Raw genomic sequence first — 12,863 nt, 5'->3', positions numbered from 1 at the left:
TCAATCACATCATATTCACTCAACAAACGATTTTCTAACCCATAATACACAGATTTCCTCACAAGACAGCCATCATTGTGCTGATTCAAGTTCACCGACCAGTGATTCGTCCTGTGGCTCATCCGCTGACTGAGTAGAAAATGGAAGATGATTCTTTAAAAGTGTTGGATACTAGCTCGAAATAGTGACTGGAGTGATCAAGTTGGAGTAGAATGCGCTCCAAAGTGAGGTCAAAGTGATCCAAAGTAGTTAGGACCCGCTCCAAAGCGAGGTCAAGGTGATCCAAAAGAGTATGAAGCCGCTCCAAAGCGAGGTCAAAGTGATCCAAAAGAGAGTGAACCCGCTCCAAAGTGAGTTCAAGGTGATCCAAAAGGGGTCTGACCCGCTCCAAAGCGAAGTCAAGGTGATCCAAAGTAGTTAGGCCCCGCTCCAAAGCGAAGTCAAGGTGATCCAAAGTAGTTAGGCCCCGCTCCAAAGCGAAGTCAAGGTGATCCAAGGTAGTTAGGACCCGCTCCAAAGCGAGGTCAAGGTGATCCAAAGTAGTTAGGCCCCGCTCCAAAGTGAGGTCAAAGTGATCCAAAAGAGTTAGGACCCGATCAAAGAAGTGTCCAAGGTGAACCAAAATAGTTAGGCCCCGCTCCAAAGTGAGTTCAAGGTGATCCAAAAAAGTGTGGACCCGCTCAAAAGAGTGACCAAAGTGATCCAAAAGAGTATGAAGCCGCTCCAAAGTGAGGTCAAGGTGATCCAAAAGAATGGGAACCCGCTCAAAGGAGTGACCAAAGTGATCAAATAAAGTGTCAAACTGCTCCAAAGCGTCATCTAAAGTGATCCCAAAAAGTTACCCACCGCTCAAAAGCGAGTCAACAGTTAAAAGCATATATTTCAGAATGCCCAAGACCTCCGTAGAACCTCCATTATCAATAAAGCTGGAACCTAATATACAGGTCTCCAGCTTTGGTTATATGTACGACTTATTTTAATTGACTTGTTTTTGCATCTAGCATGTACTTAGGCAGATTGACAATAGGGGGAATTGTACTTGCAGTTACTTGCCATTCAACGAGGGTATTCTTAACTGTGTTAATCCTTTGTTTTCAGGAGCAGGTAATAAATATCTGGGACTGGTTTCTCTACAATTTCTATTTATTGCGCTGATTCATCGGTGATATGTTTGGCAATAAAGTAAGAATGGCTACGCATGGCTTGTAAAATGACAATTTACTTGGATGAAACAAAAGAAAACCGCTATGAGCAACATACTTCCTATGATATAGCGGCGCTTTTTCATAGAACTAAAAGAGTTGCAAGAGAACATAATTGATGATCCACCCTCCAATAAAACCAATTACCCCGGCGAACATTAACACACGTCCATGTGTTGTTGCTTCATAGTCTCTTTTCAGAACAACACCCATACAACATGCGACAATTCCTAAAAATAGGGGGAAAAAGCCAAGAGCTAGCACAGCCGATAGCCAGCCAATGGTTATTAGTATTTTTTTGCCGTTCTTGTCGTTATTCATATCGCACCTCCATTTCCTATCATATCCATTATATATAATTTGTGGTCTTCGTATGTATGAAAAATATGTGTCCAGACATAGCGAAGTGGGTAATGGATTGTGCCAAAAATACCCCGGATAAAGATGGATAATTACAATCACCAATCATAAGCGGGCATTCTATCTACCCTTTGAAAAACGGCATCCCTTTTTCCTACAAATGGTTAACTAATTATTCTCCCTAATAGGACAATAACGTCAAGTCCTACGATAATCGATGGAATCCGTTTGATGGAAAAAATTTGTGGTTTGTGATACAAGACTCCATTATGTGGGGGCTATAAGTTGTTTTGAAGATAAACAAATAGCGCAAAGGGAACAAAATACCGTAATATAATAATAGGAACTGAAAAAAATAGATTTGGAGGGGAACTATGGGCTACATCATGGATTTACGTCGGGAGGTCGGCACGAAGCCATTGATCATGGTAGGCGCAAGTGTCCTCATTTTCAATGAAAACAACGAGCTACTTCTACAGCATCGTAAGGATAATGCGTGCTGGGGACTAATTGGTGGTTCGATGGAATTGGGAGAAACACTTGAAGAGGTGGCCATCCGGGAAATGTATGAAGAGAGTGGACTCATTCCTACTGACTTAGAGCTCTTAAACGTATTTTCTGGTCAGGAATTTTATTATCAATATCCACATGGGGATGAAGTTTTTAATGTCATTGCGGCGTATGAATGTCGTAGCTTTTCAGGTGAATTAAAGTATGATGAAGAAGAAGCAATAGCGATAGCATTCTTTCCACTGGATCAGCTGCCTAAGAAGATGAGCCCGCCAGATCAACAAGTCATAAATGATTATCTTCATAAAAAATAAGCAATAGATAGAGAGAATTTGGAGGGACTAAAGATATGATACGATTTGAAAACGATTATGCGGAAGGCGCACATCCAAAAATTTTACAGCAATTAGTAGCAACGAATGAAGAGCAATCACCAGGCTATGGGATGGATGAGCATTCGGAAAAAGCACGTGCCTATATTAAAAAAGCCATTGCAGACGAGCAGGCAGACATCCACTTTTTAGTTGGAGGAACGCAAACGAATACCACTGTGATCGCCTCTATCCTGCGTCCACATCAAGGGGTAATTGCAGCAACAACGGGTCATATTGCGGTACATGAAACAGGGGCAATCGAAGCGACTGGTCATAAAGTTTTGACTTTGCCAAGTGATGATGGCAAGTTAACGGCTACACAGGTGAAAGCATGCATCGAAGGACATTGGCAAGACAGCACACATGAGCATATGGTGCAGCCAGGCATCGTGTACATATCACATCCTACGGAAAATGGCACGACATATAGTAAAGCAGAATTAACGGCTTTAAGCGACGTTTGTCGAGAGTATGGTCTGCCGTTGTTCTTAGATGGAGCCCGTTTAGGCTATGGACTTGTGGCGCAAGATAGCGATTTATCTTTAGCAGAGATCGCCAAGCTTTGTGATGTATTTTATATTGGTGGCACGAAAATGGGGGCATTGTTTGGCGAAGCCGTGGTGATTGTCAATCCCGCATACCAAAAGGATTTCCGCTACATGATCAAACAAAGGGGAGGGCTGCTTGCCAAAGGTCGCTTATTAGGCATTCAGTTTGAAACTTTATTTGAAGATCAACTTTATATGGATATTTCCCATCATGCTGTTGACATGGCGATGCTAATTCGCCAGGCATTTATCGACAAAGGTTTTGACCTGCGCTATGATTCAAAAACTAATCAGCAATTTCCGATTTTACCGAACAGCTTGCTCGCAACACTAGGCGAAAAATACTCCTTCTCCATTTGGGAAGCATTCGATGATCAACACACCGTTGTTCGCTTTTGCACAAGCTGGGCTACTAAAAAGGAGAATGTGGATCGCTTGATCGAGGACATTCAACAATTAGCCTAATCATCCACTGCACCTATTTGTTGGGTGCAGTTTTTTTCTAATATTCCCTCATGATTGCTATAATAGTAATGAAAGGAAAGGTGGTCATCCATGACGCAGTATGTAGCACTTTTAAGAGGCATTAATGTAGGTGGGCACAATAAATTGAAAATGGCTGAATTAAGAGAAGCTCTTATACCACTAGGCCTGCAAAATATACGGACTTATATTCAAAGTGGCAATATATTATTTGAATCAAGTGAATCGGAAGTACGCTTACAGCAGCAAATTCAAGAAACCATCCAAACAGCTTTCAATATCTCAAGTATCGTGATGATTAGAACTGCCGAAGAACTGCTAGCCATCGTAAACAACTGTCCGTTTTCACCGCAAGACATAGCGGATGCAAGTGCTACAGCAACAGGGGAAAGTCTCCATGTCGCCTTACTGCCAATGGCACCTACGGAAGAGAATGGTGCTAAATTAGTAGCATATGAAAGTGAAAAAGAGCGTTGTATCATCAATGGCAGAGATGTCTATCTGTTATTTTACGATAGCATCCGTAATGCCAAGCTTAGTCAACAGCTGCCTAAACTGGAAGTACCAGCAACTGTTCGCAATTGGAAAACGATGATGAAGCTCGCTGCTATGGTGGATCAGTAAGAATAATAAACAGTATTGGAGGGATAGGATGAGACGAGATCAATTAAGTTATTTCATTTATCCAATTATCTATTTCATTGTAAGAACATTTAATCAATGGAGAAAAGATCAATCTATCACGTGGGCAGAAAATACGGTGACACTGATTGGAACAATGGTCATCATGTATGCTTTTATTTGGTTGTGGAATTGGTCAAAAAAGCCGTATCAATGGGGAAAGAACAAAAAGGAAACATAATACAGGAGAGCAAATTTCTACGCCCCTTGAAATGTTGCTCTTTGTAGCTGCTCAAAAAGTTACTTATCATTAATACATAAAAAAACTGCAGTGAAATGAATCACTGCAGCATAGAATTGGTTGATACCCTTTGAGGTTTTCATTAGTATTATAGCAAACTTCTTTTTTTCTGTATAGAAAACATTCCCTTTACATCATTTTTTCTAATGTTTGCATCATTATCTTATGGAAGTTTTCTTTATCCCACAATAGGAAGGTTCGCTGTTCACCCAATTCGTCTACTAATTGTTTTACAAGACAATAACCTACATAATAGGCTAGCCGAGTTGCTTGAAAATGCTGACCGCCATTGATGGAGAACCACTCTTTCCACACATAGGCTGCGTCATGTGTAGTTAAATCTATGAAAAATTGTTGAGCAATGGTCGATTGGTTCGTTTCAGCAAACTCCAGCCATTTTGGATCTTCTTCAAATGCAAAGTATTCATCTAATCTTGCCTGTACAACTTTCGATAGATAAGTAGCGACCCCCTCCTGTAAAAGCCACGTAATAGGATGTACCCAATCAATTTTATCCCATTCAATCCCGTGCTTGTCGCTATACAAACAGTGTGCTACATGACCAAATTCATGACCGATAATAATGTTTAGATGTCGCTCATGCTTAGGCATTTTCTCTAAGCAAAAAGCAACATCAGGGTTATATTGACGGTAAGTAAAAGCATTACTTCCATATAAGCCAACAAGTAAATGTACATCACTAGTAAAATGAATTGTATACATTTTTTCATATTGGGCTGCGATGGTCGGAATGAACTTTTGAAGCTTATCTCTTAATCGCAATAAATCAGGCAAAATGACCGCATGTTTTTCTATTGCAGCCTGCTTTTTTTCCTCAACATGATGACAATGATAGTAAAAATACTCCTCATAATGTTTTTTATTAGAAGCATAGTAATCCGTCAAATATTTCGCAGTAGGTTGATAGTGTTGCACAAACTCAGTTACCGTATCGAAAATAATCATCATATGCTCCTGACCTAATTAAATTTTTCTGGCTTGGTCACTTTGATGGATGTGACTTCTCCGCATTTTTTACAAAACGTTAAAATGAGCTGAAAAAGATGCTCTATATGTTGTCGCTGCTTTGCTCAATTAGAAAATTTAAAACAGTCGTTAAGTGTACATTATGGTTTTTGACACGCGAAATTATATCCTCCAATTTTTCTAGCTTCTGTTGCATTAGTTTGTCCATTTAAACCTGCGTCATCTCTTGAATCAATTATTGGGTTTCCACCCTGATCAAAACATCGATTCATGTAGTTCATTTTTTCTTTATGTGTAAGATATCGATCCCAGAAAAAATATCCAATGAAAGAAACCAAACCAATTCCTGCAAGCCATGCTACAACGGCGTATGGTGTTATTTCTCCATCTTCATTTTCTTTATAGATGATGTCGCCATCGTAATTTTCCATGTCTATCCCTAATGTTAAAAGTGTATTATTAACCTCTTTAGAAGTTAGTGACTCTAGAGATTCATAATAATTTAATTCTTCATCTGTGAAATGATATTTTTCTTTAGCTGTCTCTTCATCAAACTCTAGTTTCTTTGTATTAAAATTATATAATACTGATTCGGCTAAAGCACTTTCTTTACTTGCTAGTTCATTGGCATGCGCAAAATTTGATAAAACCGTAGATAACTGTATAAACATTTAACTTTTCATTACAACGATTCTCTATATATTTTGTTAAAATAATACATTTATGTGTTATAATATGTATTATTTGTATTATTATACATGATGACCGTGGAAATGTATAATATAATAAAGAATGTGAGGTGTGCCTAATTGTATTTCTCAAATATCCAATTTTTAATGTTGGTATTTGCTTTTATTATTGTAGTTTTCAGTGCTATTAAGGTTTATCAAATAAGAAAGGAATATTTGATTAAGCAGAGGGAACTAGAGGCTGAATTCGAGAGAATCGAATTGGAGAGACAAAAAATAAAGGCAAATATAAGCGAACCTGAGAAAGCCAATAAATAAAATAACTTGCTTGTTTATACGCTATTTTATACATGCTTAAGCTAGTAATTTAACTAAGTGCTGTTAAATCAACAATGTATAAAAATAACCTGTAATCTAACTGAAAAGGCAGTAACACGAAGGGTTGGCCCTTTGTCGTTACTGCCTTTTTAAAATGTTATGTAAAGTTAAAATGTATGAACGTGAATAAAACTTTTTTTGCAATGTTCTTAAAAAGTCCGAATAAAAACCAGTTACAATCCGTTTTAAACGATTGTGCGAAGCGTAATGGTACTCACATTTTAACAACTACAGACTTAGTGGATTATGTAGGTGCGAGTGGTAACAATATTACCTACTCAACACAAACAAAATATTCGTACCATTCATTTTGAAAAACAAGCAAAAGGTATTAATCCTTTTGCTTGTTTTTTTTGTTTAGCTTAATTGTTACATATAATGAAAAACTGAACGTAATAAACATTATTACAGAAAAAGCAATTGAGAATGTGGCTTTATAGTAGATAGATGTAATAGCCAAGACAATTAAACTGATGAGGATAGCTACACGTAATAATAGATCTGTTTTTTTACTTGGATTAAAAAAATCTTGAAGAATTGCAAATAAATAAGCTAATCCGAAAAATATAATGTACTCATAAACCAACACAGGCTTCACAGAATCGGGAATTCCTAAATACAGTAATTGAAATACGACAAGAAGCAATGCTACATATTTTAAATATTTATAGGAGTTTTTTGACAAATTATCACCCTTTTTTATAATAGATTAACATTATTAAACAAGTGTTAGTTATTTGTATAGGAGTTGATTTTTTGGTTTAAAATCGTCTATTAAAATCTTTTTTAGAAGATGAAATGTAAGTAAGCCTGTAGCCATTATAGAGCCGATTGGGCGAACATTTCCTTCACTCGTTATACTGCCAACTTGTCCCGTTGCAAATATGTCATTGCCGTATACTTGGCAAATTTGTTTATTTTCCATCTTATCACCTCGTTATGTAAATTTTAACATAAAAGTCATCTGGTTCGCTTAAAACTTCAAGGATATTAGTTTAAAAATAAATAGTTTAATGTTAAACTATTTTACGTTACTAATGAGAGTAAATGGAGGAATGAAAGATGGATCGAGTAAAAAATAAAGTCGCCTTAGTGACAGGGGGTGCGTCTGGAATTGGTTTATCAGCAGCTACACTATTAGCTAAGGAGGGCGCAAAAGTGGTCATTGCTGATTTCAATCTAGAGGGTGCTAAAGAAGCAGCTGATGCTCTAGTAAAAGAAGGGTTTGAGGCGTCAGCGATTTTCCTTGATGCTGGGGATGCTTCATCGATAGAAGGAGCGGTGAATTTTACTGTTGAACAATATGAAACTTTAACAGTCCTATTTAACAATGTCGGTCTAACCAATTTAAAGAAAGATTTAGATGTGGTGAATATTGATTTAGATGAATGGGACCGCTTAGTCAATGTGAACTTAAAATCAATCTTACTTGGCAGTCGTTTTGCGATTCCGTATATGCAAAAAGCGGGTGGGGGCTCAATTATTAATACCGCTTCCATGGCAGCATTCGCAAGTGATCAAATACGTACAGCCTATGGCGCTACAAAAGCAGGTGTAGTGAATATGACGAAAAACATTGCCACACAATATGGCAAAGATCATATTCGTTGTAATGCGGTTGCACCAGGTCTTATTTTAACACCAGCTGCCAAAAATAATATGCCAGAAGAAATGCTAGCGATCTATTCCAAATTTAATGCGCTCCCATATCATGGGGAGGCCGATGATATCGGTCATGCAGTTGTATTTTTAGCTTCGGATGAATCAAAGTTCATGACGGGCCAAACATTACAAATCGAAGGTGGGCATTATCTCGCTAATCCAACAATAGCCGATACAAATAACTGGTTAGCCACGTTATAAGCTAGCTAAAAGAGGTTGTCTCCTAATGGACAACCTCTTTTTCAACTACATTTGCGGAGCTTCCAATCCATACTGTGCCCATTCCTCTTTTGCTGGACCGTAAATGCCTGGAACCGTTAAACCAGCCTGGCGCATTAAAACGGTCATTTGTCCACGGTGATGGCTTTGGTGCTGTAACAAAAATAACAGCAGGGAGCCGTTGGGCATTTGCTGGCCGATAAATTCAATCTTTTCCTTCATTGTCTCATCAGTCCATTGTGTTTGGATCGCGTCTACGAAGGCTTGACTGGCTTGAAGATAGCGATCTGCAATTAATTGTGCAGAAGTTGGAACAGGAAAATCTTGCGCAGGTGCTTCAAATGATAAATTCGTATTCGAAGTAATTATCCGAATAGCAGCGACGGTATGCCATGCTATACGTCCTAACGTCCAATTATCAGCAGTAATGACTTGATTAAGTGATTCATCCGTAAGTTGATTGAGTAGTTTGTGTGTAGCAGCCGCTTCAAAAGACCATGATTGTAAAAAATCCTCTACTGTTTGAAACATTAAAATACCTCCCAAAATATAGTAGTCTCATTTCTATTTTGCTATGTGTCCAAAAGAAAAACAAGATAATATATTGCATAAAAAGGTAGTGCAATTGAAAGCATGATATACATCGTCCATTCACCGACGGTTAGTTTTCTTTGCCATCTCGTTAATTTAAGCTGTCGACGATAGATCATACTAGCCAATAAAATTGTTATTAAAGAAAGATCCTTTACATTACCTAAAAAGGTTATCACAGTATCAGCTCCTTTAGGCTGTTGCAATATATGTGATGAGTTAAGTGAACATACCAATCTGTGACAGTTTTCATTGAACAAAAAAGTGCGTCTCTATCTAACATAGAAACGCACTAACCATTTATTCATCTCGAATAACAATAAATACTCCACTAAAAATAAAGAGGGAGCCTAACCAGAAGGACAGCCCAATAGTTTCTCCTAATAACAACCAGCCTAAAAAAGTGCCGACTATGGGTTGAAAGAAGAAAAATAAGCCGCCGCTAGAAGCATTCATTAACTGAAGCCCTTTATTCCACAATAAAAATCCACCAGCTGTTGACACAATGCCCAGATAAAGCAAGCCCCCTGTAATCGTTGGCTGCAATACAGTTGTTAAATCTAACTCTTGTAACCTAGGAAGGACAAAAGGTGTTAATAGAATAACAGCAATCATCGATGAATAGGTTGTCACAACCATTTGAGAATACTCGCTCGGTACTTTTTTCACTAACACAGACATCAATGCCCAGGTTAAGGCAGCAATTAGTAAGTAGAGTCCACCTAATTGCTGCGTGACGTCGATTTGCCCATTGCCCACGATAATCCCGACACCAATCGTTGCGAGGACAATAGATATACATTTTTTGAGCGTTATACGTTCCTTCAACATCAAACGTGCAAAGACAACCATAAAAGCAGGTGTTGTCGCTGTAATAATCGCGCCCATCTGAGCAGTAGATAGCAAGGTACCCATTTCTTGCGTAACAATTGAAATGGTATTGCCAATGAGGCCCACAAGAAAAATGACTAGCCAATCTTTTTTAGCAATTTTCCACGATTGCTTCATCATGATGCCAATAATGCCTAGTGCCACCACCGCAATTAAATAACGAATCCAAACAAGCTCCAATGGTGGCACAACATCCACCACTACTTTAACTACTACATACATGGCGCCCCATATACTCGCTGCTAGCGATAAAAAGCTAGCGCCGATCACTTTATTTCTCATGTTTTTTCCTCCGTTTTCATAGATCCCTATGCCCTTAACGGAGAAAAAGCTCTTCTACCGTTAAGGAAGAAGAAGTCCTGGTACGTCCTGTTCAAATAATGGAGCAAACATCATATCAATTACACCATCCTATTTTTCATTTTTTACTTAGTATAATGGAATACGTCTTGTTTTCATAGTGTTCGGGAAAATGCACCTTTGTAACTTTATTAAAATAATGGCTTTGGAAATCCATTCAGGTGAGCAATAATTGAGATTTGTCCAACATGGTATGCCTCATGTGTGTAAACATGATGAAACAACCACTGAAATGTTGGGACTGAAGGTGGCGTCCAGCCATCAGAAAACCTTGGTACTTCTACTAATACATTAAGTTCTGATTGGTCCAATGTATGGAGAATGTCATCCGTATAATTTCTAATTTGAATATAGCTATCTAGTAGTTCTTTAGGCGAGCAATCCTCATGAAGATGTAATATACAACTCTTCTTAAGGCCAATTTCATTTACCCAATAGTCCTCGCTACTTGCTATATGAGAAATAATCCAAGCTAGATTATTGGGATAGCCATCTGATGTCTTAAACCAAAATGCCTCATCAAGTTTAGTTAGGTAAGGTATTAACGTTTTTCTAAGATCATTCCGATATGGAAACGGCAAAAAAATCAATCCTTTCAAATATTGATAGTAGAATAAAAAAATCACCTACTAACAGGTGATTAATTACGACTGCCTTTAAGTTCTCTTCCAATGAATAGAACACCCATTCCATACACAATAGAAATGGCTAAAGGTACAAGAGTGAAAGCATGTTCTACAAAGAACCCACCAAAGATGAGAGCAGAAAAACAAGCTCCTAACGTAATGAATAAATAAGCTTTACTTTTATAAATCCATAAGTAAGGAAGAAAATGAGAACCTGCAAGTAAACCAATTGTGAAAGGAAGGTAGTCAGGTATTTTCATATACACAAGAATAAAGACAGGTAGATAAAATGCTTGAGGAGCGGCAACGATCCCACCTAAAGTACCTAAAGGATTACCAGGAACGTTTAAATTAACGCCAAGGATTTTACTAATGAAAAACCCAATAGGAAAAATTGCACCTAAGCCAAATATCCAAATTAAACGAACAACTTCTATTGGAAAAACAAAGGGCATGAGGGTGAAAAGTAAAAAAACAAAGGCACCAGCAAGCAAAATCGGAAATCCTTTTTTCGCTTCAACGATCATTTCATGTTGTAAATGTCCAAGTGTTCTATTCATTAAACGACCACCTTTCGTATCAATAAAAATACTACTATAATATACCAGTATTACACTATTATTACCATAGATGATTTATGAATGGGAATTTTGTGATTACTTTATTGAAAGAAAATATGCACTGTTTATCTCTCTGATATGTAAAAATAAACTGCTAGGAGATAAATGCAGATATAAAAGACCACAATTAATTTATAAATTAATGAAGAATAGTATTTATCAATACTAGAGGGAATCAATACCACGATTGAGAGTATTACAATCAAGATATACAAAGGACTATATGTTAGTTGTGAAAGTAAAGTAGTTATAGGTTGTTCTGTTATATCAGTCATATTGCCTCCAAATAAAGAAACGAACTCCATTCATTTTAACAGTATTTGATTTAAGTAGTATTGGTAAATGCAGGGGATGAATTAGAAAATTTTACTGAACAAAAATAGGAAAGAAACTATTTAAGGGTCACCTTGGATAGTGGTGACCCTAATTAACAATTGAGGAGGCTATGACGTTCAACCAACGCCATCACCAAATTAGTGCGTACGATACACTCGGTATAAAAATGAAAAGGAACAAATTAAAACTTACGAATTTCCTGTAATATCGTTTTCTTTTGTTTCAAAGCATAGATTAACTGTTCTACAAGTTGAACGTGTTCTATGCTGGGTGAAAGCTGGCACTTTAAATATTTCACCTGGAAGTAGAGAAATAGTTTCGTTATTTTTTAAATCAATTAATAACTCTCCCTCAAGAACCATAAATAATTCATCAGTGTCATGTTCATGCCAATGATACTCTCCATCTATAACGGCTATTCTTACCACATGATCATTTACTTCAGAGACTATAAAATTTGTATACTCTGAGATATCAGAAACTGTTTGTAGTAGATTTATTTTTCCAGGCATTGGGTGCATAGTATTAGCTCCTATCAATAATAGTTATTATTGGAATTTTACAAGATTAATACTAAAAGCACAATAATACCCTAACATTTTTCTTATAGAGGTACGTTATGGGCTTTGATTTGTGATTTCGCTTGAGTTTATTTGTAATGGTGGGGGTGCAAATGCTTGCCTGGTTATGCAGAATTATATAGGGATAGATACTGGAAAGATTGTTTTTTAGTCTATTCCAATCAGCCTCTGTTTTTAAGCTTTTTTTCCGATTCCATACCTATACTGAATACAGAGAGGATCATACCGAAGAAAAGTATAATTTGAACGAATTTGTCTGCAGACCAATGTCCCAAAAAATTCATGAAAATAAAGATAATAATCAAAATGGTGGAAACAAACTGTAGATAGAAACGTATATTGCCAAGCATTTTCCAACCTCCAATTTATGTAAATTAACTTCATTTTAAGATTAACATAAATTGATCAATTTCAATAGCCCTCTGCCATTATTTAGTGCCTCATAAACTTCATTAAGGTAATATTTATAATTATTTTTATTTTTTGCAACCTTTTTTTGCCTTTGAACGAGGATAGGTTGAAAG

At 37.1% G+C, this 12,863-nt stretch carries 18 protein-coding genes; 7 read left to right on the top strand and 11 right to left on the bottom strand.

Features of this window, described 5'->3' with window-relative positions; genetic code table 11:
* Positions 1-277 precede the first annotated feature (277 nt).
* Both SJW71_RS14015 and SJW71_RS14010 read left to right on the top strand, forming a co-directional pair.
* Complete coding sequence (locus SJW71_RS14015; protein ID WP_431811053.1) at positions 278-421, top strand: hypothetical protein; 144 nt, start codon at positions 278-280, stop codon at positions 419-421.
* A gap of 234 nt (positions 422-655) precedes the next feature.
* Positions 656-793 carry a hypothetical protein gene (locus SJW71_RS14010; RefSeq protein WP_431811052.1) on the top strand — a complete coding sequence of 46 codons (138 nt, stop codon included), beginning with the start codon at positions 656-658 and terminating at the stop codon, positions 791-793.
* A 499-nt stretch (positions 794-1,292) separates the two neighbouring features.
* Here the strand turns inward: SJW71_RS14010 and SJW71_RS14005 are convergent, their stop codons facing one another.
* Positions 1,293-1,523, bottom strand: coding sequence for a hypothetical protein (locus SJW71_RS14005; protein ID WP_322611006.1), 231 nt, complete (start codon positions 1,521-1,523; stop codon positions 1,293-1,295).
* Positions 1,524-1,936: 413 nt separating this feature from the next.
* On the opposite strand from SJW71_RS14005, the gene SJW71_RS14000 reads away from it, so the two are divergent.
* The 4 genes from SJW71_RS14000 (at position 1,937) to SJW71_RS13985 (ending at position 4,339) form a co-directional block, all read left to right on the top strand.
* Positions 1,937-2,386, top strand: a complete 450-nt coding sequence (locus tag SJW71_RS14000; protein WP_407133781.1) for an NUDIX hydrolase — start codon at positions 1,937-1,939, stop codon at positions 2,384-2,386.
* A gap of 35 nt (positions 2,387-2,421) precedes the next feature.
* Positions 2,422-3,459: a threonine aldolase family protein gene (locus tag SJW71_RS13995; RefSeq protein WP_312506169.1), complete on the top strand. Its 1,038-nt coding sequence runs from the start codon at positions 2,422-2,424 to the stop codon at positions 3,457-3,459.
* A gap of 90 nt (positions 3,460-3,549) precedes the next feature.
* Positions 3,550-4,101, top strand: a complete 552-nt coding sequence (locus SJW71_RS13990; RefSeq protein ID WP_312506167.1) for a DUF1697 domain-containing protein — start codon at positions 3,550-3,552, stop codon at positions 4,099-4,101.
* A gap of 28 nt (positions 4,102-4,129) precedes the next feature.
* Positions 4,130-4,339 (top strand): hypothetical protein, encoded by a 210-nt coding sequence (locus SJW71_RS13985; RefSeq protein ID WP_274796890.1) that lies wholly within the window; start codon positions 4,130-4,132, stop codon positions 4,337-4,339.
* Between the two features lie 189 nt (positions 4,340-4,528).
* Here SJW71_RS13985 and SJW71_RS13980 read toward each other — a convergent pair whose 3' ends face one another.
* From SJW71_RS13980 to SJW71_RS13965, 4 genes are all read right to left on the bottom strand, one after another.
* Complete coding sequence (locus SJW71_RS13980) at positions 4,529-5,368, bottom strand: hypothetical protein (RefSeq protein WP_431811051.1); 840 nt, start codon at positions 5,366-5,368, stop codon at positions 4,529-4,531.
* A gap of 158 nt (positions 5,369-5,526) precedes the next feature.
* Entirely contained in the window at positions 5,527-6,057 is a 531-nt protein-coding gene (locus SJW71_RS13975; RefSeq protein ID WP_407133787.1) for a hypothetical protein, read from the bottom strand.
* Positions 6,058-6,784: 727 nt separating this feature from the next.
* The gene (locus tag SJW71_RS13970) at positions 6,785-7,138 is read right to left on the bottom strand and encodes a hypothetical protein (protein ID WP_431811050.1); all 354 of its coding nucleotides are present in this window, start codon (positions 7,136-7,138) and stop codon (positions 6,785-6,787) included.
* Positions 7,139-7,186: 48 nt separating this feature from the next.
* Positions 7,187-7,378 (bottom strand): hypothetical protein, encoded by a 192-nt coding sequence (locus tag SJW71_RS13965; protein ID WP_274796894.1) that lies wholly within the window; start codon positions 7,376-7,378, stop codon positions 7,187-7,189.
* A 137-nt stretch (positions 7,379-7,515) separates the two neighbouring features.
* Here SJW71_RS13965 and SJW71_RS13960 point away from each other — a divergent pair, with 137 nt between their 5' ends.
* Positions 7,516-8,316: an SDR family NAD(P)-dependent oxidoreductase gene (locus SJW71_RS13960; protein ID WP_274796895.1), complete on the top strand. Its 801-nt coding sequence runs from the start codon at positions 7,516-7,518 to the stop codon at positions 8,314-8,316.
* 45 nt (positions 8,317-8,361) lie between these two features.
* Here the strand turns inward: SJW71_RS13960 and SJW71_RS13955 are convergent, their stop codons facing one another.
* The 6 genes from SJW71_RS13955 to SJW71_RS13930 form a co-directional block, all read right to left on the bottom strand.
* Complete coding sequence (locus SJW71_RS13955; protein WP_274796896.1) at positions 8,362-8,865, bottom strand: DinB family protein; 504 nt, start codon at positions 8,863-8,865, stop codon at positions 8,362-8,364.
* Positions 8,866-8,906: 41 nt separating this feature from the next.
* Complete coding sequence (locus SJW71_RS13950) at positions 8,907-9,104, bottom strand: hypothetical protein (RefSeq protein WP_274796897.1); 198 nt, start codon at positions 9,102-9,104, stop codon at positions 8,907-8,909.
* Positions 9,105-9,225: 121 nt separating this feature from the next.
* A complete protein-coding gene (locus SJW71_RS13945) occupies positions 9,226-10,098 on the bottom strand; it encodes a DMT family transporter (RefSeq protein WP_312506158.1) in 873 nt (290 codons plus the stop codon).
* A gap of 209 nt (positions 10,099-10,307) precedes the next feature.
* Positions 10,308-10,757, bottom strand: coding sequence for a DinB family protein (locus tag SJW71_RS13940; protein WP_431811049.1), 450 nt, complete (start codon positions 10,755-10,757; stop codon positions 10,308-10,310).
* 59 nt (positions 10,758-10,816) lie between these two features.
* Complete coding sequence (locus SJW71_RS13935; RefSeq protein WP_322611002.1) at positions 10,817-11,362, bottom strand: DUF7010 family protein; 546 nt, start codon at positions 11,360-11,362, stop codon at positions 10,817-10,819.
* A 584-nt stretch (positions 11,363-11,946) separates the two neighbouring features.
* Positions 11,947-12,270 carry a cupin domain-containing protein gene (locus SJW71_RS13930; protein ID WP_431812211.1) on the bottom strand — a complete coding sequence of 108 codons (324 nt, stop codon included), beginning with the start codon at positions 12,268-12,270 and terminating at the stop codon, positions 11,947-11,949.
* Between the last annotated feature and the right edge of the window lie 593 nt (positions 12,271-12,863).

Origin of the sequence: Lysinibacillus sp. FW12, from assembly GCF_050817245.1 — a bacterium.
Classification (GTDB): domain Bacteria; phylum Bacillota; class Bacilli; order Bacillales_A; family Planococcaceae; genus Lysinibacillus; species Lysinibacillus irui.
This window is presented reverse-complemented; position numbering and strand designations above follow the sequence as displayed.

Coding starts and splice junctions, on each gene's coding strand:
- SJW71_RS13980 (WP_431811051.1), bottom strand. CDS start 5,368: ATGATGATTATTTTCGATACGGTAACTGAGTTTGTGCAACACTATCAA.
- SJW71_RS13955 (WP_274796896.1), bottom strand. CDS start 8,865: ATGTTTCAAACAGTAGAGGATTTTTTACAATCATGGTCTTTTGAAGCG.
- SJW71_RS13975 (WP_407133787.1), bottom strand. CDS start 6,057: ATGTTTATACAGTTATCTACGGTTTTATCAAATTTTGCGCATGCCAAT.
- SJW71_RS13945 (WP_312506158.1), bottom strand. CDS start 10,098: ATGAGAAATAAAGTGATCGGCGCTAGCTTTTTATCGCTAGCAGCGAGT.
- SJW71_RS13960 (WP_274796895.1), top strand. CDS start 7,516: ATGGATCGAGTAAAAAATAAAGTCGCCTTAGTGACAGGGGGTGCGTCT.
- SJW71_RS13935 (WP_322611002.1), bottom strand. CDS start 11,362: ATGAATAGAACACTTGGACATTTACAACATGAAATGATCGTTGAAGCG.
- SJW71_RS13985 (WP_274796890.1), top strand. CDS start 4,130: ATGAGACGAGATCAATTAAGTTATTTCATTTATCCAATTATCTATTTC.
- SJW71_RS13995 (WP_312506169.1), top strand. CDS start 2,422: ATGATACGATTTGAAAACGATTATGCGGAAGGCGCACATCCAAAAATT.
- SJW71_RS13965 (WP_274796894.1), bottom strand. CDS start 7,378: ATGGAAAATAAACAAATTTGCCAAGTATACGGCAATGACATATTTGCA.
- SJW71_RS14005 (WP_322611006.1), bottom strand. CDS start 1,523: ATGAATAACGACAAGAACGGCAAAAAAATACTAATAACCATTGGCTGG.
- SJW71_RS13990 (WP_312506167.1), top strand. CDS start 3,550: ATGACGCAGTATGTAGCACTTTTAAGAGGCATTAATGTAGGTGGGCAC.
- SJW71_RS13930 (WP_431812211.1), bottom strand. CDS start 12,270: ATGCCTGGAAAAATAAATCTACTACAAACAGTTTCTGATATCTCAGAG.
- SJW71_RS14000 (WP_407133781.1), top strand. CDS start 1,937: ATGGGCTACATCATGGATTTACGTCGGGAGGTCGGCACGAAGCCATTG.